Source organism: Bacillus thuringiensis (assembly GCF_001595725.1).
In the GTDB taxonomy this organism is placed as follows: domain Bacteria; phylum Bacillota; class Bacilli; order Bacillales; family Bacillaceae_G; genus Bacillus_A; species Bacillus_A thuringiensis_K.
Genome location: NZ_CP014284.1, coordinates 62,950 through 84,233, shown reverse-complemented (window position 1 = coordinate 84,233; position 21,284 = coordinate 62,950). Strand labels below are relative to the sequence as shown.

Here is a 21,284-nt window from a genome sequence, read left to right as displayed (position 1 = left end):
GCCATCCCTTGTTCGAAGCTAATTCATCACCCACTTACTCACTGGGCTGTGACCCTTCACCCTCCTTGAGGAAGGAGTCTTCTTGGCTAAAATGATAAATATAAGAAAAAACGATACTAAATTTCTTAGTATCATTTAATTATTTTTTATAAGAACGAGCAACTTCAATCGCAACAAATACATATAAATGAACAATATTTTCCCTTGTTTGCTGATGTGGATGAAAATATAAAGCTTTTTCACTCCATGTATCATAATTGTTTTGATGTGATCTTTAGGACGTTTTTAACGAATTTCCCGAAAGAATTCTCCTTCCTCAAGCGTGTGAAGGGCGTAGCCCAACGGTAGGTGGAAGGTGAATTTCGTTTTGGCGTAGCCAAAAGGTTTTCCTTTTTATTTTGCCTCTGATATAATCAGTCTTATAAATGATAAAGGTTGGTATATAAATGAAATTAGATAGTAATAACCATTCAGTATTCTTTTTGTATTATCACCTTGTGTTGGTCGTGAAATACAGAAGAAATGTGTTTGCTGATGATATGTCAGACTATGCAAAAGATATGTTTGTTCGACTATCTGAAAGCTATAACATCACATTAGTTGAATGGAATCATGATATAGATCATGTTCATATTTTGTTCAAGGCACACCCTAATACAGAAATGACAAAATTCATCAATGCTTATAAAAGTGCAAGTTCTCGACTTATTAAAAGAGACTTTCCACAAGTGAAAAAGAAACTTTGGAAAGAGATGTTTTGGTCAAGAAGTTTTTGTTTGCTAACTACTGGTGGTTCGCCAATAGACGTAGTAAAAACATATATTGAAAATCAAAGTGAAAAGTGAGGTGAAATGATATGACAAAGCAGAATAAAGCATATAAATTCCGTTTGTATCCAACAGAAGACCAAGCACATCTTATGCGTAAAACCTTCGGTTGTGTACGTTTCGTGTATAACAGAATGTTAGCTGAACGGAAAGAAGCGTATGAAAAACATAAAGATGATAAGGATCAACTAAAGAAACAAAAGCTTCCCACTCCTGCAAAATACAAAGCAGAATTTGAATGGCTAAAAGAAGTTGATTCATTAGCTTTGGCAAATGCTCAACTACACTTGCAAACTGCCTATAAGAATTTCTTTCGTGGTCAAAATGACTTCCCAACATTCAAAAGCAAAAAAGACAGAAAGTCTTATACAACGAATGTAGTGAACGGAAATATTATATTGCTTAACGGTCATATCAAATTGCCAAAACTGAAAATGGTACGTATCAAACAGCATAGAGAAATACCACAAGACCATGTAATCAAGTCATGTACGATTTCTATGACACCTACTGGTAAATACTATGTGTCTATCTTGACTGAATACGAAAAAGAGATTGTACAAAAAGAAGTAGAAACAATTGTTGGATTAGACTTTGCGATGGATCGATTATACGTTAGTTCTGAGGGTGAGAGAGCCAATTATCCTAAGTTCTATCGTGAAATGTTAGACCGATTAGCAAAGGCTCAACGAGTATTATCAAGACGTACAAAAGGTTCAGGGCGTTGGAATAAACAACGTATCCGTGTAGCTAAGCTGCATGAAAAAGTAGCAAACCAACGTAAGAACTTCCTTCATCATAAGTCTAAAGAGTTAGCTACTCATTTTGATGTTGTAGCTATTGAAGATCTAAATATGAAGGGAATATCGCAAGCACTTCATTTTGGAAAAAGCGTCGCTGATAATGCTTGGGGTATGTTCACTTTTTTCTTAGCTTATAAACTAAATGAGCAAGGCAAACAGCTTGTGAAAATAGACAAATGGTTTCCTTCCACAAAAACATGTAGCAGTTGTGGAAATGTGAAAAATATGTCATTGTCTGAGCGAGTCTATTCTTGTATATGCGGTGTAAATCTCGATAGAGATTATAACGCAGCTATCAATATCAAAAATGAAACAATACGCCTATTGGCGTTAGCATAGATAGCAATAAAATAACCCTTGGAACAAGGGAGTTAGCTCGGCTGTCTTAGGACGAATTCGTTAGCTACCAAAAGTAACGACTAGCCGAGAAGCCCCCACTTCAAACAGTCCGTTAGGACGTTAAGTGGCGGGTAGTTCACCTAATGGAAAAATACAAGATGCCCTTGCCTATTTAGAGGGTTTATCTAGTATGGAAGAAGTCGAGAGTTATGTGCTAGCTCCACTTATGGTAGAAATAGCAAATGGGTTTATAGTCCGTGTGAACTATTAGGAAAAAATACATGTTTCAAAAATAAATGATGTAATTTAATTGACTTACGGCCACTTAGTTAAACGTGAAGTAAAGTATTTGTACGAACACTAGAGTATTCACTAATTATTTAATAGGATCTATCCGTAGTTCCTGCATTGTAAAGTATATTTATATTAACCCCTAGTACACTGCGAAATTTGCTTGGTTTTCACTCTACTTTGTAAGTTTACACTTTGTTGAAGACTTCCTATTACAACATCATATCTTTAGTTTTCAAATAGCAATCTGTACAAAACACCTACCAACAGAAACGTACGTTTTTCCATGGGGAAACATGATTCGTATCCCTTATATTGGTTGGTGCTTAAATACACTGTTATTTAGTTCTATTAAAAGCTTTCGAAATGAATATACTCTTTGTAACAGATAAAAGATTAAATGAAATAGTTTAAGAGAAACCAATTCAAGTAGAGTACTATTTAAATTGGTTTTTTAGATATGGTAATGTTTCTGAAACACTGGAGGAATTAGGTTGTAAATTCATCCAACAACAATAATCCACTGAGTTTATGATTATGGCAACTAGATCTATCAAATCCGGAAGAAGGAGAGAATAAATTTCATTTAATTTAGTTAAACATGTTATATGTTTTAAATATTTAGCAATTTATTGACAATTTATTAATAAAATACATATTTATTGTATGCTAGATATTATAGATATTACTATGATATATAATTTTATATAGATTAAATAGTATTTATATAGAAAAACATATAGAAACAGCACTAAATTTCTTTAAATTATATTATTAAGTAATTACATTGAAAAATAATATGACATTAGGTATTTTAAAGTTAAGTACAAAACTTATTAAAAAATGGATACCCAAATATAAAATTTTCTCCTAAATGCAAAAAAACAAGATAAGTTTTTGTACATAATATACGACAAATAATATATAAAAGGAGTTAGAAAATGATTAAAAAAAGAAAACTATTTACATTATTATCTGCATTAGGTATAGGTTTAGCTATTTCTTCTGGCAGTGCCTCTGCGGCTGTTCTAGATAATGATGCACTAAGCACTGCTCCAGGACAAACATCACAAAGTGGAAGTTGGACGTATGGTACGGGTTCTGGATATAACAATGATTATAGGATTGCATCGGCTGGATCAGGTAGTTTTCAATACTCTGGTTATGTTTGGGGATATAATGTCAAAAATGTTACAGGAAATTATGGTGTATATTTAAGTAATAAGAATTTTAATAATTCATCGACTGCTTATCAAATAGGCGAAAATGGTGGTTATGTATATATAAATCAAAATACTGCACCTAGTGGATGGTCATCTTTAAAAAGATATCAAGGATATAATCACTTGATTGCTATTAATGGATATTTAACTACGAAATCGGGTAGTGTAGGAGCAGATGCTACCAAAATAGACTATTAAAAGTGGAGGGAATTCAATTGAAAAAAAAGTTTATTATTACAGGAGTAGCTGGAGGAATTTTAGCAACAACATTAGCATATGGCAATTTTGATTTAAGAGATAACCAAAATACAAAAGTTTATGCTGCAAGTGAAAATGAAAACATTAATAAAAAGTCTATTCCATTAAAAAACAGTGATGAAGAAAAGCAAAAAATTCAAACTTTGATGTTAAATTCAATTGATCATTTTAAAACAGCAAAGGGTTCATTCGAATATTTTAGTACTAATGGTAATTATCATTTGTTAGTAGAGTATCAAACTGATCTTTCAGATAAACCGAGATCCTATGAAAAAGTTAGAGGAATTGCTACAGCAAATCATAAAAACCTAAAAGAAGGGACCATAGAATCTGGATATGAAATTAGTACTTATGATGGAGAAAGCCTCAATAATTTTAACAGTGGATCCGCAGACTTTCAGACAAATAGTGTGACAAAAGATTCTAAGCCAAAAACTTACACAGTGGCAACTCCACCAATTACAAATGAAGAAAGAACTGAATTAAAAGACTCTAATATAAATCAACGTGTTATTGAGCAAGATGGGGAGAAAACTTATATACATAGATTAGATCCTGCTTACATGAGAATCGCGAAAACGTCATTATTCCCAGAAGATTTTGCTATGGGATTCCTTTCAGAGAAAACAAAATGGAATATTACAGGGCAAGAGAAAATAGCGAATATTGATACTGTAGTTATTGAAGGACTTCTTCACAATGGCTATGATGAAAGGTATGACGCAAAAACTTTTAAATTGAATATTGATCCAAATACAGGGATTCTGCTGCAAATGGAAGTTAAAGACTCCTCAAATATTGTAAAAGAATCTATTAAGACTAAAACAATTGAAATTAATAAAGCTGTAGATACAAAATTGTATAATAGTATTCAAAAATAAGGAATAACAAATACTTGAAAAATTAGTTTGTATTCAATTGATATAGGTTATCATTATATATTCTAGTATGAGGCTGTTCTCAACGGTATAAGCATATTACTCTTTTCTTAAATGGATAAGAAAAGAGTAATGTGCTTTTTTATATAAATAGCAGGGGTTGCTATTATTTTTTGATAATTTATAAATGATAAAATTTCTAACTAATTCAGAAAAATATATTATGAATTATTATATAAATCTTTCTTTAATTAATGTTGTTATGAATATAATATTGACTTTCAACCAAAAACATTTTTAAAGTCCTTGAAGGTGTTTTGGTAAGTTAAATCGGTTTAAAATGAGATAAATTACTAATTATAAAAATTAAAAAAATATTGACATACTATAAAAGGCACTTTATATTTTAATAGTAATTAAATTGTCTTTGTTAGGTGAGGCTCCTGTATAGAGAAACGCTGCTGCCCAAAAATGTCGAGAGACGCCAATGGGTCAACAGGAATGGTCGGATTAAGGCTCTTCTTAATGTAGCTGGTTTTAAACCTATGCTGTACAGTGCTAAAACTCAACGAGGGAGAGGGATACAATATATTAGCAAGATGTCACTAGGATAATAGTGACATCTTGCTAGTGATTTTTGTGTTGAAAAACCTTTACTCCTTTTTGAGTAAAGGTTTTTTTGTTTAAGGTTATTTGTATGTAATTTTGTATAGAGAATTTTAAAGTAGGAGGGATGACTTAACATGTTATTTATGAATTTAGAGGCTATTTAAAAAATGATGATAATAGAATTGCTAATGGAATGCCTATAGAAAATTAGATATATTAAATAACTTTAATAATCAACGTAAAATCTAGAGTAACCCTAGTAATTATGAGGAGGAATTAAAATGAATAAGAGATTAAATCAATTACTAATAAATAGAGACACTTTAAGTGTAGAGGAATTGTCACATCATCCGCCTTTTGATATTGCACAAGAAATTAAAAGTGTTTCACTCAAAGATCAAATATTATTAATGGATATGATGCCAATTAAACAAAGTTCTAAAGTTCTTAAACATATGAGTGCAGAGGAACAACATCGAATTTTAATTCATTTATCTGTAGATAAAGCTAAGACATTGCTAAATTTACAACCCATTGATGATCTTGTTGACCTATTTTTATTTATTCATCCGAGACAAGAAGAGAAATTAATGGAATATCTAGACAAGGCTAAACAACAAAAAGTAAAGGATTTAATGAAATTTAAACCTGAGACAGCCGGTAGTCTTGTAACAAGTGATTATATTTCTGCTAAAGACAGTTGGTCAGTAGAAACAACCTTAGAACACATTAGAAAATTTGCTTCAAATGTAGAATCTATATCCTACATTTATATTCTAGACAACTATGGTCAATTAAACGGTATCGTTTCCATACGTGAGTTATTGATAGCGCCGGCTAAGGAAATTTTGTCAAATATAATGATTCAAGATGTTATTTCAGTATATGTTGAAGTCGATCAAAAAGAGGTGGTCAAAAAACTAACTAATAATAATTTATCTGCTATACCTGTAACGACAATCAGCAATAAAATGATTGGAATTATAACATTTGACGATGTAATGGATGTAATGGAAGAAGAAGCGACTGAAGATATTCAAAAGTTGGGTGGTAGTGAACCTTTAAGTAAACCTTATTTTGAAACTTCTATTTGGAAAGTTTATTCAAAACGCCTTCCTTGGTTACTCCTTTTGTTTATAGCTGAAGCATATACAGGTACAGTACTTCATCATTTTGAAGATTCACTTGAAAAAGTGGTTGCCCTTGCATTCTTTATTCCACTATTAGTAGGTACAGGAGGAAATACTGGTACACAGGTTGTTGCAACAGTTATTCGTGCAATTGGTCTTGGAGAAGTGAAATTTAAAGATATTTTTCGTGTAATAAAGAAAGAGGCTTTAATAGGAATTCTACTGGGATTGACACTTGGTGTAGCTGGTATTATTCGCGCATATATGTTGGGAGTTGGAACAGAGGTGGCTCAAGTTGTAGCAATTACTTTGTTTTTTATTGTTCTTTGGGCATCAATAGTAGCAGCTCTGTTACCATTGATTCTTAGAAAATTAAAACTAGATCCTGCTGTTGTTTCTGGTCCATTTATTACAACACTTGTTGATGGAACTGGATTAGTAATTTATTTCTTAATTGCAAAAATGTTATTAAATATATAAGACTGAATATTCAGTGTAATAAGGCTTAAATAAGATTATGTTTGTAAAAATTTCTAAACTTTAAATTCTGAGGCAAATTTGTTGAGTGAATTAGCAGAATGGGTAATTTAAAGAAATATAAATTCAAAAGACATTTTGGGTATAAATGGATACTTTTCTGAATTTTAATTATCAAGGTGTAAGTGGATTTTTTAGCATTACGGTCCATCCAACACCTAGGAAACATAGGGTTTGTGAATAAAATTACGTGTTAAAATGGATAGAATAGTTTTTCAATTGTTACCCAGAAAAAGAGAAACCGATACCAAAATATAATATTGGAATACTAATTTTTTATATTTTCTATGACTTAAAAGTAAGTGGATTGCGATAGCAATATAAAATATATCATCAATTGTACGTGAAAAATCAGTGTCTACTGTAAGCCATATATAAACCTATTATTCCAAAAGCACTAATATTGTCGTTCCAATGTAATGGGGGATAATTAGGAGGGAAATAATTCCTACTATTATTACCTTAATAATCCCTGATTGAATGGGGAACTCGAGTGCAAATATAGTACCTGATAGTATTTGGATTGTAGAAGCTGTTGCAGTTCCATATTTCAAGATATAATTGGTGTAAATATCGAAGGATTTTAGTCTAATTTCAATTTTTTGTGACCACCTACATTCATTTATTTTAGCTAAGATAAAAGGTAATGTAGCTAGTGTAACAGCTGACAATAAAGCAACGATGAGAAACAATGGATTGATTATGTCCTCTAGATTTTTCTTCTCTGGTACAATTGTCGTGAACCATTTAACATGAGCCTGAGTCCTATGAGGAGAAAGGCATATTAATATTATGATTATATCTAGAGGTATGTATTTTCTTATCATTTGTGTTTCCTTCATGGCTACTTATAGTTTTAGAAAATGAGGAGGAATTGAATCATTTATAAGTATATAAAGATTGGTTTAGTAATAGTATCCTTTAATTGAAAAGGACAATATTCCACTAAATGAAGTATTGTCCGCTTCGTATTCTATATGAAAAGATTTTTTTAATATTTCACAATTAAATCCTTTAGACTTTTGTGAAAGTTACAAATTATTTATTTGTGAATTCTTTCCATAATAATAATACAAATATCTAATTTGGGTCCCCCTGTCCTTGATAACTTTGAACGGCTTCGTATATTTTGCCTTTGTGTTCTACTTTATCGCCTTTTGTATATGCTTTGTATGCATTCCATTGCTCATAAGATGAACCTAGTTCTTTTGTAGTTATAGTCAAGGTTTTACTTTTAATAGATTCATTTCCGGCTGTATCTACTGCAGTAACTACATATTTATACGTAGTATTTGATTGTAGATGTTAGTCCACAAAAGAAGTAGTTTTAGATGTTCCAACTACTTTCATTTGCCCTGTCGATGTTTGGCTATAAATAGCGTAATGATCAACTTCCATATTATCGTCTGATGCATTCCACATTAAATCTACACTTGAAGATGTTACTCCCATGCTATGAAGCGCAGTTGGGTGAATTGGAGCTTCTGTATCTGGAATATCCTCTGTTGTCTTTACGATTAAAGGTTGATTTTCCTCGGATGTATTTCCAACTACAGTTTCAATAACTTTTCCATTGCGTAAAATTTGAAATTCTTATACACCTACATTGTCTGTAGAAGAATTCCAATTTAGCTCAATACTGCTAGAAGTAATTCTATTTGTATGTAATCCAGTTGGTTGAGTTGGGGCTTCCAAATCAGGATTTTCATCATTTACTAAATTGACATCTATTACATTGTAGAAAGCATTTGAAGTATTAGATACATCCCATACAGCTAAAATGACGTGGTATTCGCTACGGTCAGTTGGTACATTAATTGTATGGGTTAGATTATTTGAAGCTTGAGAGCCATCATGCTCGACCTTTCCAATTGGTTCAAGGCCTGTTCTTGTTAATGGTTTATTTGGATTCCAACCTTTTTTAATGCCATTTACTTGTAGGATGCGTTGCAGTGTATTTCTACGTAAATGTATTTAATCCCCCTTTAGTCGTATTCTTATACCAACGATTTGATGTTTGTTGATCGTGAATTTCATCAAAAATTCCACCTGTAGATGTAATTTTACCATCAATTGGCCCGCTTTGTGGAAAACCTTTTTTTCTTTTACGTTTGTTTGTAAATTATAATTTATTATTCATCTTTATAGCCTTCTCTATTTTCTAGTGATAAGTGTAAGATTTTTAATATAAACAGACGAAAAATAAGTATTTGTTTTATACATCTAATAATAATTTATGGAAGAACAATAAAAACATGAAGTAAAAACCAGTTAAAATATGAAAATTCTCACATTTTACATAAATTTTATGATAACTATAAATGCTGGATCTTACAAATTTCATATTAATATAAGAATGTTTGCTCAATCCTTACTATCTTTACTCTTAATATTCATATATCTTTAACATATAGGGTTGTTTTTTGTGTATAAAGGGTTAAATATACTATAAATATTCAAATTTAATTTATTAATTGTTAAAATTCAATGGATGTTTATATTATTAGAAATATTAAATAGAAGTAGGAGTAATAGAGATTTAGATGAGTAAAATTCGAAGAGATTAATATAAAATTGTTTACTTACTAGGCTATGAGAAATTTTCATTACTATATCAAGGATTACGCAACGGTACTTCCAAGATAAGAGAAATATATTAAAAAACACTAGTCTTTTTGAAATTATACAGAAAGAAAATAGTTTTTTTGTTTAATAAATTCAAGAATGCTAAAGATGGATAAAGATATGTGGAAACCATTAACCGAAAAATCATTGGTATCTATATAAATGATTTATTAGTTAGTAGTTTTGAATTGAAAATGAAAGACCGATTGTTTTAAATAGAGGACTCAATAACAACATTTTGATAAAGTTGAAACGATAGTTTATCAAGTTTATAAATTTAGAAAACGTCTTCTTTTGACCCATCAACAATCAATATTTTAGCACCAATTCTAGTTAAGAATTTTGCTAAAAAGATTTTTCAAATTTATATTTTTTAAACATCTTTTCATTAAAAATTACTTTCAAATAAGTTGATACAGAGAAAAAGGTAAAGTCAGTTTTCTTTCAATATCATTAGAAAATTTAACATATTTATATTGAGGAGGGGCGGAAAATCAGTAGGAGAATAGGGAAACTATAGAGGATAAGGTAGTCATTATAGCATAATATCAATATAAACGATAGTTAATGTATTAAATTGCTTGTTTTGTTACAAATTTGTTAAATGGAGGAATAAAGAAGGTTTTATATATGCAAAAATAGAAATGTATCTGTGTAGGAAAAAACAAAGGAGGTTTTATTATGATTTCAAACAAACAAAAATTAGTAACAGTAGTAACGGCTTTTACACTAGGATGTGGATTTACTTTTGGAGTAGCACCAGCTTTCGCAGATTCTAAGGAGGTGTCAGTAAATCATCAACTTTATTCTTCTATTCAAAAACAAGAACAAACACCCTTCACTGGATATATCATTTCATTAGATAATAATTATTTAGTTGTTGCTGATACTTCTACAAAAGAAGAGGCAATTTTTTATCAAAATGATTGGAGCAAGCTAATTTCTCAAAATAAAATTTTAAGAGTTCCTGTTTCTAGTGGTGAGAATTATATGTTAGGAGAAAAATTGAATGTATATGCGGTTGCTTGGACTGCATCATTACCACCAATTGCAGTAATGCCTATAATTGAAAAGGTAATGGAATAAGTAGATTGTATTGTGTTTATGGAAAAGGAGATAGCTTTAGAGCTATCTCCTTTTTATCATGTATTGCATGTATAAAGGCTTCATTTGTATTTAGATTACACTATTTTGGGCTGGTATGAATTATAAAACGTTTAACTTAATAGAATTAAAAATTATTAGTAATATGACATATAATGCAGGTTTTAGTTAAGTTTATTGGAAGTTTCTTGGGGTTTTAGAGGAAATAGTATATGTGCAATGGAGTGTTTCTTTTGGTGCTCTTATAATAAATGATTAAAGAGAAACTGTTCTTGTGTATATAGAGGGAGACTATAGTATGGAGTAGGTGAGACTTTGCAATGGGTCCACTTATGCTAGAGATAGAAAAACGAATCCATAATCCATATTACATATTAAAAAATATACCTTCCAAAGATAAAAGAAGTTAAAACATTTAATGATTTCATAAAGCCGTAGATACAAAACTGTATAATAGTATTCAAAAATAAGGAATAACAAAGACTTGAAAAATTGGTTTATATTCAATTGATATAGGTTATCATTATATATTCTAGTATGAGGCTGTCCTCAACGGTAAAAGCACGTTACTCTTTTCTTAAATGGATAAGAAAGGATGACGTGCTTTTTTATGTAAATAACAGGAGTTGATTTACTTTTGGAAAAGTGATTGATAATAATATTTACAACTACTTTAGAGGAATACTTGGTTGTTATGGTTCTGCAGCAAAAATGCTTTCAAGAAACATGAACTACTCATCACTTAACATCCTAACGGATTGATTGAAGTGATAAATTCCTACGTACAGAAATCTAACGGTTAAAAGGGAAATTGTTTCGTTTCTACAATTCAGTTTTGCATTCATATCCCTATTTAGTAGCAACAATTCGTATGTAGCTGACTAGAAGTAAACGATTTTAATACAACCACAATTTGCTCCCTATACTATTTTGCTTTGCCATATTAATCACATTCCATTGGAAATTATAGTATTAGTATGTTTAAGTTCTAGAGATTACTCACAAGAATATTGAATTTTCACACCATAATTAATTTTTCTTATTCGTAATTTGGTTAGTATGTATCGTAGCGCTATATAGGAAAAAGAAATGCTAATATTATTCCACTTTACAAAAGGAGTTTTTTTGAAGGGGATTATAAAAAATAGTTTTATAATAGAGAGCGGCCTACGTTTTATAAAAATATAATCTATCAAAAAAATATGAATTCAAAACTCAAATGTTTTGAAGAAATAATTAGTAAATTAAATAATTAAGGCAATAAAATAAAAAAGAAATATTTAATGTAAAGGTGAGAATCAATAGCTACCTTAAAGAGTAAAAGATTCTTGCATCCATTATAGTTCTTAAAGTGAATTTTTAATAAGTGAAGCCTATTTGAATACCTTAATTTTTTTACTAGGGAAAGAGTGCATTTATCTAATATTTTGATGGATTTTTTTATGGCGCCTTTAGAAAAAGTATGGGAGGAGGAGTTGTTTTGGAATTCAGAAAAGCTAAACCCAATTGGGACTTGGTTACAGATACATATACGGAACCAAAGAATTTTGCTGATTTATTTTCTTTGCTTGTACCTCGTGATCCAAAAGGTGATGATAAAAGGCGAACGATTTTATTTTGGAAAGAAAAAGAGTTTTATAAAGAAGAAAACTTAGTGCCGTTTATTGTAATTGGAATGAATAAAGTTAAAGAGTTACCGCAGTTTCATAAAGATAGTATCCCAACTTTAATACGCATTGTCCGCTTATGTCAAGAAATTGGATGGTATAAAGAAGCAAGTAAATTTATGAGAGATCAAGGGCTAGATAATTTTGTCCAAACTTCAATGAAATATGAAACTTGGGACCTTTTAACGCAAGTGGTTGCTTTAAATTATTTAATTGTTAAGTATCGGGTTGGTGAATTGGACAGTGCTTCTGTTCAAATTTGGGAAAGAATTAAATTTAATGATAAATGCATTAATGAGTATAGTAGTCTACTTTCTCATAAAGAAGTGTTAGAACTTACATTCTTCTACATGTGTAAACAAGCGAAGATACTATCAAAAGAACAATTGGATTATAATATGATGAATCTAGCAATGTATTGTAATACATATTTATATGATTTATATAAATATGATTTGTCAACCAAGTATCGTAAATGCACGGAATTTTTATCTTATTATGTTCCTAGTCAAGCTGTTATAGCCTGTCAAAAGGCTGTACTTGCCCAAATTACAGATGGATTGAATCCATTAAAGACAACGCATTTAGATGATTATTTGTACGTAATTAAAGAAATGATGAAACATATGACGAAAGAATTAATGAATCAATATGAACACTTCATTGGAAAGCTATTATCGTATGTGCCATTTTTTGAAATGATTCAGGTCCCACAGCATTTATATTATTTTGAAGAATTAATGTATAGTTGTAAAGGTATCCAATACAAGGAAGAGATTCTAAGAAATTATCTATTTATACAATTACATGATTGCTTGCCATCATTCATGAGACTATTTTTAAAAAATAAACGTTATGCCACAATTCACGATATCTTATTTTACTGGTGTGAAGACGAGCAAAGAATGAGTTTGGAGAGGAAATATAATCTAAGCTCTATTTATGAGAAGTATGCTTATGGGTAATGATATAAATATGAATTATTTATATATAAATTCAATATATAACACAAAAAATCTTAATGAAATCTAATATTAAATTACAAAATTATTTATGGTGGCTTTAAGTCTAAAAACTTATGAGTCTTAATAATTAACAAAACTAAAAATGTGGAAGGAAAAGCATGGTTTAGATTAATAGAAATCGTGTTCAAGATGACTATGAAAAAAGGAGTATGTAATATTGTATCTATCGCAATGGCATTACAAGTGGTAACGATTCCGATTATTTCTTTTGCGGAAACCAAGAGCAGTCCAGCAAATTGGAATAACAAAAAGATTGAATTTTCAGATGTTCAAAATACTCACTGGGCTTATGAAGCAATTATGGATTTAGCTAATAAAAATATTATTGCTGGGTATGACAATGGAAAGTTTGGCTTAGGGGATGATGTAACACGAGAACAAGTAGCAGCATTAATATATCGTGCATTAAACCTAGAATTAAAAAAAGAGTATAACAACCCTTATCATGATGTGAATGAGGGTTCAACAATGTTTCCAAATGAAATTTTAACTTTAACCAAGTTGGGAATTTTTAGAGGGGATGAACATGGTAATTTTAGACCAAAGGATTCCTTAACACGTGCTGAAATGGCTCAAGTTCTAAAACAAGCTTTTCGATTGGTAGTAAAAACAGAGCATACATTTAGTGATGTACCAACAACTTCATGGGCAAAAGATGCAATTAGTGCCTTGCAATCAAATGGGATTACAATAGGGACTGGAAATGGAAAATTTGAACCAGACATGATTGTAAAACGTGAACAGTATGCTCAATTCTTATATCGTACAATGAATGTGAAAAGTGAAGAAAATAATATAACTGCTACTTCATACGTAGATTTAGATTTAACATTAGCTTCAAATATTAGTGGGAAAGAGATAGATAATTTTATTGCAAAATATCATGCAGATAGCCCGTTACTTGGTCATGGACAAGACTTTATTTATGCACAAAATGAATATGGTGTTAATGCTCTTTATTTAGCCGCACACGCAATTTTAGAATCAGGTTATGGAAAATCAGAAATCGCATATCGAAAACATAATTTGTTTGGGTTACGTGCATATGATGACGATCCGTTTAAATATGCAAAATATTTACCGACTTATAGTGATAGTATTTCTTATAATGCAAACTACGTAAGGAAAAATTACTTAGAAAAAGACGGTACTTATTATAATGGGCCAACATTAGCGGGGATGAATGTAAAGTATGCATCAGACCCAAAATGGGCTGAAAAAATTGCAAGTATTATGGAGCGTATAAAAGGATTTAAGTTAGAAGACTATAAATTTGCTACAATGCTGCCTAAAAATCCAAACGCATTAGATGTTGATGCATTATCAAATGAAATTCCGTATAAATCATTTTCAACTAGTCTGGCAGCCACGGTTTTAAACTCAGGATTTTACTATCATGTACCATATCCATTTGATTTACAAATTAAAAGTGATTCAACTATTACAGAGAATAAAGTTGGCATACTAACTACTGGTGCAAAAATAATTCCATATCGTGAAGATTCAAATGGATGGATTGAGTTTTCTTTCATTATAAATGGAGAGAAATATTGGACATTAAAGAGTAACGTAAGTATGTAAGTTTACTAAAACTATTTTACAAGAAAAAGGGGGAAGTTAACACGGCACAAAGAAGTGAATACGTGTTAATAAGACATATGAACAAAAGAGTAAGCAACGTTTTAGCAACGGTTATAGCATTTCAAGTAGTAATGGTTCCAGCCACCTCGTTTGCAGCTACAGTAGGAAATGGAGTAAAAGAAACGAGAGAAATCTCCTCTGATATGCAAGCGATAAAAAGTATTGAAAATCATATGAAGGATGAAGATGGAAGAGGAGATAAGGTAAATGAAAATGGCGAAATACAAGGGGACTTTCTTATAAACATTCTAAAGGAAACTTCCTTATATGAATCTCCTAATCTACAGTCAACCGTACTTGATCAGGTCCCTGATCAAGTAGTAAAGGGAACAAAAAAGAAAGATAATTGGTATTATATTGAAACAAATTCAGATAAAGGGTGGATATATATTAGTGATAACACACTTGAAGAAAGGGAGATATATACTTTACCAAATAATTCAAGGGATTTAGTAATTAATGAAAAAACAGAGATGTATTCATCTCCATTTGATAAGTTTAAGGAAAACGCTATTTTGCAACCACAAACTGTAGAGGCTATAGCACAAGCTGGCGAATGGTTTCAAATTCAAACTTCAAATGGAACAAAATGGATTCACTCGAACACCGCTAAATTTAAAGAAACAAAGTCCTCATTAATTCAAACAAGGTTAAATGCAAGCACTATATATGGTGTACCATATACAGAATGGATTGTTCCAAAGGGGAACGATAACATTCGTCCTGGCTATGCAATGAATGCAAAATATATTACAATTCATGAAACAGATAATGAGAGCCCTGGTGCAGGTGCGAAAAATCATGCCCAATATTTATATAACCAAGCAACAGGTAATACAGATCGTGCTGCCTCATGGCATTTTACAGTAGATGATAAAGAGATTTATCAACATCTTCCATTAGATGAAAATGGCTGGCATGCAGGAGATGGAACAAATGGAACTGGAAATAGACAATCGATTGCGATTGAAATTGCTGTAAATAGTGATGGTAACTACGATAAAGCAGTGGATAATGCTCGTAAATTAACCGCATATTTGATGAAAGAATTGAACATTTCTTTAGATCATGTAGTAAAACATCAAAATTGGAGTGGAAAAATTTGTCCATCAAAAATGATTAACCGAAATGCCTGGGGAGATTTTTTAAGTGGTACACAAGTTTATTATAATGCTAACAATAAAGATGATATAACAGGTGGCTGGTATGAAAAGGATATTCGTGAGTTAGCGGTACAAGGAATAATGGTAGGAGATGGACAAGGCTCGTATTGGCCGGATCGGCTGGTTACTCGTGGAGAATTTGCTACTTTGATTACCAGGGCTCTAAAGTTACCTGAAGGTACATCAAATTTTACAGATCTTCATACTACAAATCCTTCATTAATTGATGGAATCAATCGGGCGGCTGCAGCAGGGATCATTATTGGAAGAGGAGATAATATTTTTGCACCAAATGACACAATTAAGCGTGATGAAGTGGTCATAATGATTGATCGAGCATTGCATTATAAAAATATTATTGGAAAGCTAGTAGATTTGCCTTTTACTGATCAAAACTTGGCATATGATAAACAAGCTTTACAACGTGTTTATGGACTTGGAATTGTAAAAGGGAATGAGAAAAATGAGTTTATGCCAAGAGGTATAGCGACTCGTGGAGAAGCAGCGGCGTTTTTAAATCGAATGTTACATGTATTAAGTGACGGAAATAACAACAATGTAATAGGTACTGTTACTATAATGGGAAATGGAGTTAATTTAAGAAAGGGACCTGGAACCAATTATGAAGTAATTCGTAAATTAAATAAAAATGAAAAATATACTGTATACAAAGAACAAAATGGATGGTTAAGTATAGGGGATAATCAATGGGTTTATTATGATCCTAGTTATATTGTTTTCTCTAAAAATAAATAGTTTTTAGAGAAAAGTGTTTTATCAAAACCATTAGTTGTTGGAGACTTAGTAAGTATTAGCAAAAAAATGCTTCCTCACCTGAATGTATTCTTTTAATCAGGTAAGGGAGCATTTATTATATTTTTAATGAATTCCCTGAAAGAATTCTTCTTCCTCAAGCGTATGAAAAACACAAAGATGATCAGGAACAACTAAAGAAATAAAAGCTTCCCACTCCTGCAAAATACAAAACAGAATTTGAGTGGTTAAAAGAAGTGGATTCATTAGCTTTGGCAAATGCTCAACTACACTTGCAAACTGCCTATTAGCATTTCTTTCGTGGTCAAAATGACTTTCCAACATTCAAAAGCAAAAAAGACAGAAAGTCTTATACAACGAATGTAGTGAACGGAAATATTATATTGCTTAACGGTCATATCAAATTGCCAAAACTGAAAATGGTACGTATCAAACAGCATAGAGAAATACCACAAGACCATATAATCAAGTCATGTACGATTTCTATGACACTTACTGGTAAATACTATGTTTCCAACATGAAAGGGATATCGCAAGCACTTCATTTGGGGAAAAGTGGCGCTGATAATGGGGGGATGTTCACTTCTTTCTTAGCTTATAAATTAAACGAACAGGGAAAACAACTTGTGAAAATAGGCAAATGGTTTCCTTCCACAAAAACATGTAGCAATTGTGGAAATGTGAAAAATATGACATTGACTGAACGAGTCTATTCTTGTAAATGCGGTGTAAAGCTCGATAGAGATTATAACGCAGCTATTAATATCAAAAATGAAGCAATACGCCTTTTGGCATTAGGATAAATAACAATAAAATAACCTTTGGAACAAGGGAGTTAGCTCGGCTGTCTTAGGACAAATTCGTTAGCTATCAAAAGTAATGATTAACCGAGAAGCCCCCACTTTAAACATTCCGTTAGCAAGTTAAGTGGCGGGTAGTTCACGAAAGATTAATAGTCTGATATGATCCCCTTATAGTAGACAGTTGAAAGAAAGTTACTTTACTGTTTATTATGGAGGGGATTTTTTATGGGGAAAATTAGAAGAACTTTTTCAATTGATTTTAAAATGAAAGCTATTGAATTGTACTCACATAGAGGAATTGGAAGCAAATTAATTGGAAAGGAATTGGGAGTTACATATTCAGTTATAGATAGATGGATTAAAAAATATGAAAATGAGGGGATTCTGGGCCTACAAGAAAAACGTGGAAGATCTAAACAAACCAATGAAGTCAGTCAAGACGCTAGAATACAACGATTAGAAGCGGAAAACGCATACTTAAAAAAGCTATTAGCTACGAAAAAGGAGATGAGGTCAACAAAAGTAAATCAGTAGAATACGAAGTCATTCATACCTTAAAACAGAACTTTTCAATTGTATTGCTTTGTGAAATTGCAGGTGTTTCAAGAAGTGGATATTATAAGTGGGAAAAAAGAATCAACGATCCCTCTGAAAAGATGAAAGAAGATCAATTTATCATGTCTAAAATAGTAGAATGCGAACGAGATCCAGATATAAATGGAAGCTATGGTTACCGAAGAATTTGTATATGGCTCAAAAAGTATTATGGTTTACAGGTAAATCACAAAAGAGTATATCGTTTAATGAGGAAAATGGGGATACAAGCTAAGATTCGAAAGAAAAAGTGGAGGCATTTTGGTTTAAAAGAACAAAGCGTCGTGTCGGAAAATCTGTTAAACAGAGAGTTTTCAACTACAAGACCAAATGAAAAATGGGTTACAGATATAACCTATCTTACCTTTAACAATAAGCGCATATATCTTTCCGTGATACTAGACCTTTACAATAACGAAGTTGTGGTCTACCAAATGAGCGAATACAACAATTTAAAATTAGTTACAGACATAGTCAATAAAGCCTTAAGAAAAAGAAAAGTCCACGAAACAGTATTACATAGCGACCGAGGTTATCAGTATACGTCAAAAAAATATAACCAATTACTTAAAAAGCACAAAATAACTGTGAGTATGTCTAGGAAGGGAAATTGTTACGATAATGCATGTATAGAGAGTTTTTTTAGTCATTTTAAGGCAGAATGCTTTTATAGACATACGTTTCATGAAAAAGCAGAAGTTTTTAAGGCTACTAAAAGATATATGGGCTATTACAATAACAAAAGATTTCAAAAAAGATTAAACAACCTTAGTCCTATTGAATTTGGAACTAAGGCTGCTTAATGAAAAGACACCTAATCCATTACTGTCTACTTGACAGGGGTAAGACCAAGATACAGAAATCATCTTCTTGATGTTGCCTAACTTTTTTTCAAAATGTCCTTTACAAAGGGTACAGATTAACTTAAAAATGAAAGAAGCCTCTAATAATTCTGGGCTTCTTTCGCTTTGATAAGGATAACTATCTTAATTTCATTGATGTTTTGCTTTAGTTATAAACTTAAATCTGTTACCTTCAATAATCATGAGGTTAAGTTTTTGTACAAAATTTTCACTTTGTGGGATCACAAAATATTAGCTTAATGAGCATGTATGGTGACCCAATTAAGGGAAGCTGATTATTTGCATTTGTGAATATATAGCTTTATTGGCAGAAAACAAAAAATTATTTATTAGTATTGTATCCTGTATAGAAAGGCATACCCTCTTCATTTTGGTTCGATAAGAGACTTGTTTTCCAATCTAATAAGTCTAATGAAATATTACCAGCGCAATTTATATTATAATATAGCATTAGGTTTAAATATATAAGTGATTTTACTCTTTTCAAAAGTATAAATTGAATCTTTATCAACTACTAATCATGATATCTTACTAAATGTCTGTTATTTGTTTTAATTCGTTTAGGGCTCCATATAGGGAGCCTTATTTATAAAGAAAAATATAGCTTATTAATAATATACTCATATGATAACATTTTAATTACTATATATTTAGATTGTTTCTTTTCTATAAAATTTCAAATGGAATTACAAATACAACATATTTCAATGCATACTTCCAAAATAATTAACAGTGAATTTTGTTTTGGTGTAGCTAAAAAGTAAGGAACTTTACTTTTTATTTTCTCTATGATAATCAGCCTTATAAAAAAGTTGGTATAACAATGAAATTAAATAGTATTTATTATTCCTTCTATCTTATTATCAAATACAGAAGGAATATATTTGATGATAAAATAGAAGGCTATGTAAAAGACGTGTTTGATAGGCTATCTAGGAATTAAAACATAACCCCGGTAGAGTGGAATTATTATGTTGAACATGTACATATCTTGTACAAGCGACACCCCAATACAGAATTAACAAAATTCATTAATGCTTAAAAGGGCAAGTTCTCGCTCCCTTAAAAGAGATTTTCCAGAAGAAAAAAGAAACTTTGGAAAGAGATGTTTTGATCAAAAAGTTTTTGCTTACTAACTACTGACGGTTCGTTTTTGCCCATACCCTCGAAAAGGGAGAATAACAAAAAATAGGGTGTTTTTTTAGATGGAGCGACAGAGTTACTTTCATTGACTGAAAAGGATGATTCAATAAATTTGAGCGGTACATTTTTAAACGAATTTGTAGTAATCATTTTGGTACGGTGGTCTGTATGACAATAGAACCTACATTAACGAGCAATAATAAGACGATTTTATTATCTTTTTAAATAAATGTTTTTGTACTTATGGTATATTATATTTACTTTCGTTTTTTACGAAGTTCCTAAAAAGTATGTAGAGAAGGTTCTAACTCTCTGGTTAGAACCTTCTCTTATTTTTTCGTAACAAAAGCTTCTTTTAAATTTTTGATCCAAACAGATTTATGTAAATCAATATGAGAAATCCAATTCCCTGATTCGTGAGAACCGACAAATTCATTATAAATAGGATGCCAAATAATAAGATATGTTTCATTTTCATATTGTATTTCATCAAATTGCCGCAACGATTTTCCAAATATATCGGATTGACCGATAGGTATCGCCCCTTTTTCTAAAATTTCTTTAAACTGTTTCAAAGGCTTCACACTCCTTAGCAAAGGTATATGTATATATTTTTTAAAGGATGTATTTTTTCCTCTTTTATTATTAAGATTATTTAGATGGATAATAAAAAAGCACGTTCTATTTTAGAACGCCAGAGTGTTGAGATACCCTTTAGGGTTCCCCCCCTAAATTCTTTTTTAATTTTAACGAAAGAAAAACATATAAAATGATAAAATTTAGAAAAATAGCTCTCCACCAGACCCTTTTTGATTAGGTGGAGAGCTATTTTTTTCATGTTTTGACAAGCTGCTGTGAGATAAGCTTGCATTTGGACAGACTTTAGCCCTCGAAACCGGGCATAGTGGTAGCCATGTAGTTCTTTGGCATCCGCAAAGCTTCGCTCTATAGATGAACAACGTACATTATACAATCTTTTTGAAGTGC

The 21,284-nt window shown here is 31.1% G+C and carries 14 protein-coding genes, 4 pseudogenes and 1 riboswitch; of the genes and pseudogenes, 14 read left to right on the top strand and 4 right to left on the bottom strand.

Annotated features, from left to right (window positions below; translation table 11 throughout):
- Window positions 1-446 precede the first annotated feature (446 nt).
- From tnpA (AXW78_RS29200) to mgtE, 6 genes are all read left to right on the top strand, one after another.
- The gene (tnpA, locus tag AXW78_RS29200) at window positions 447-845 is read left to right on the top strand and encodes an IS200/IS605 family transposase (protein WP_061885058.1); all 399 of its coding nucleotides are present in this window, start codon (window positions 447-449) and stop codon (window positions 843-845) included.
- A gap of 11 nt (window positions 846-856) precedes the next feature.
- The gene (locus AXW78_RS29195; RefSeq protein WP_061885057.1) at window positions 857-1,969 is read left to right on the top strand and encodes an RNA-guided endonuclease TnpB family protein; all 1,113 of its coding nucleotides are present in this window, start codon (window positions 857-859) and stop codon (window positions 1,967-1,969) included.
- 124 nt (window positions 1,970-2,093) lie between these two features.
- Complete coding sequence (locus AXW78_RS34125) at window positions 2,094-2,240, top strand: hypothetical protein (RefSeq protein WP_155722455.1); 147 nt, start codon at window positions 2,094-2,096, stop codon at window positions 2,238-2,240.
- 961 nt (window positions 2,241-3,201) lie between these two features.
- A complete protein-coding gene (locus tag AXW78_RS29190; RefSeq protein WP_061885056.1) occupies window positions 3,202-3,681 on the top strand; it encodes a carbohydrate-binding protein in 480 nt (159 codons plus the stop codon).
- Window positions 3,682-3,698: 17 nt separating this feature from the next.
- On the top strand, window positions 3,699-4,622 hold the full coding sequence (locus AXW78_RS29185; protein ID WP_061885055.1) for a hypothetical protein: 924 nt from the start codon (window positions 3,699-3,701) through the stop codon (window positions 4,620-4,622).
- A gap of 416 nt (window positions 4,623-5,038) precedes the next feature.
- Window positions 5,039-5,202, top strand: a riboswitch (M-box (ykoK) riboswitch).
- A gap of 307 nt (window positions 5,203-5,509) precedes the next feature.
- On the top strand, window positions 5,510-6,838 hold the full coding sequence (gene mgtE, locus AXW78_RS29180; RefSeq protein ID WP_061885054.1) for a magnesium transporter: 1,329 nt from the start codon (window positions 5,510-5,512) through the stop codon (window positions 6,836-6,838).
- Between the two features lie 440 nt (window positions 6,839-7,278).
- Here the strand turns inward: mgtE and AXW78_RS29175 are convergent, their stop codons facing one another.
- Window positions 7,279-7,722: a hypothetical protein gene (locus tag AXW78_RS29175; protein ID WP_231122478.1), complete on the bottom strand. Its 444-nt coding sequence runs from the start codon at window positions 7,720-7,722 to the stop codon at window positions 7,279-7,281.
- Between the two features lie 253 nt (window positions 7,723-7,975).
- Window positions 7,976-8,993, bottom strand: a pseudogene (locus AXW78_RS29170) (lytic polysaccharide monooxygenase); the annotation flags it as partial.
- Window positions 8,994-10,201: 1,208 nt separating this feature from the next.
- Here AXW78_RS29170 and AXW78_RS29165 point away from each other — a divergent pair.
- From AXW78_RS29165 to tnpA (AXW78_RS35140), 8 genes and pseudogenes are all read left to right on the top strand, one after another.
- Window positions 10,202-10,606, top strand: coding sequence for a DUF3221 domain-containing protein (locus AXW78_RS29165; protein WP_061885053.1), 405 nt, complete (start codon window positions 10,202-10,204; stop codon window positions 10,604-10,606).
- 1,498 nt (window positions 10,607-12,104) lie between these two features.
- On the top strand, window positions 12,105-13,256 hold the full coding sequence (locus tag AXW78_RS29160) for a DUF3965 domain-containing protein (protein WP_081114073.1): 1,152 nt from the start codon (window positions 12,105-12,107) through the stop codon (window positions 13,254-13,256).
- A gap of 195 nt (window positions 13,257-13,451) precedes the next feature.
- Complete coding sequence (locus AXW78_RS29155; protein WP_061885196.1) at window positions 13,452-14,897, top strand: S-layer homology domain-containing protein; 1,446 nt, start codon at window positions 13,452-13,454, stop codon at window positions 14,895-14,897.
- Between the two features lie 77 nt (window positions 14,898-14,974).
- Entirely contained in the window at window positions 14,975-16,876 is a 1,902-nt protein-coding gene (locus AXW78_RS29150; protein ID WP_061885195.1) for an N-acetylmuramoyl-L-alanine amidase, read from the top strand.
- Window positions 16,877-16,986: 110 nt separating this feature from the next.
- A pseudogene (locus tag AXW78_RS29145) lies at window positions 16,987-17,697 on the top strand (zinc ribbon domain-containing protein).
- 225 nt (window positions 17,698-17,922) lie between these two features.
- Window positions 17,923-18,231, top strand: a complete 309-nt coding sequence (locus AXW78_RS29140) for a helix-turn-helix domain-containing protein (protein ID WP_000516502.1) — start codon at window positions 17,923-17,925, stop codon at window positions 18,229-18,231.
- A complete protein-coding gene (locus tag AXW78_RS29135) occupies window positions 18,153-19,094 on the top strand; it encodes an IS3 family transposase (RefSeq protein WP_129542632.1) in 942 nt (313 codons plus the stop codon). Before AXW78_RS29140 ends, AXW78_RS29135 begins: the two co-directional genes overlap by 79 nt.
- Window positions 19,095-19,977: 883 nt before the next feature.
- A pseudogene (gene tnpA, locus AXW78_RS35140) lies at window positions 19,978-20,346 on the top strand (IS200/IS605 family transposase).
- Between the two features lie 280 nt (window positions 20,347-20,626).
- Here tnpA (AXW78_RS35140) and AXW78_RS29130 read toward each other — a convergent pair.
- Together AXW78_RS29130 and AXW78_RS35135 are read right to left on the bottom strand one after the other, a co-directional pair.
- On the bottom strand, window positions 20,627-20,872 hold the full coding sequence (locus tag AXW78_RS29130) for a hypothetical protein (RefSeq protein ID WP_061885051.1): 246 nt from the start codon (window positions 20,870-20,872) through the stop codon (window positions 20,627-20,629).
- A gap of 80 nt (window positions 20,873-20,952) precedes the next feature.
- Window positions 20,953-21,276, bottom strand: a pseudogene (locus AXW78_RS35135) (transposase); the annotation flags it as partial.
- Window positions 21,277-21,284 lie beyond the last annotated feature (8 nt).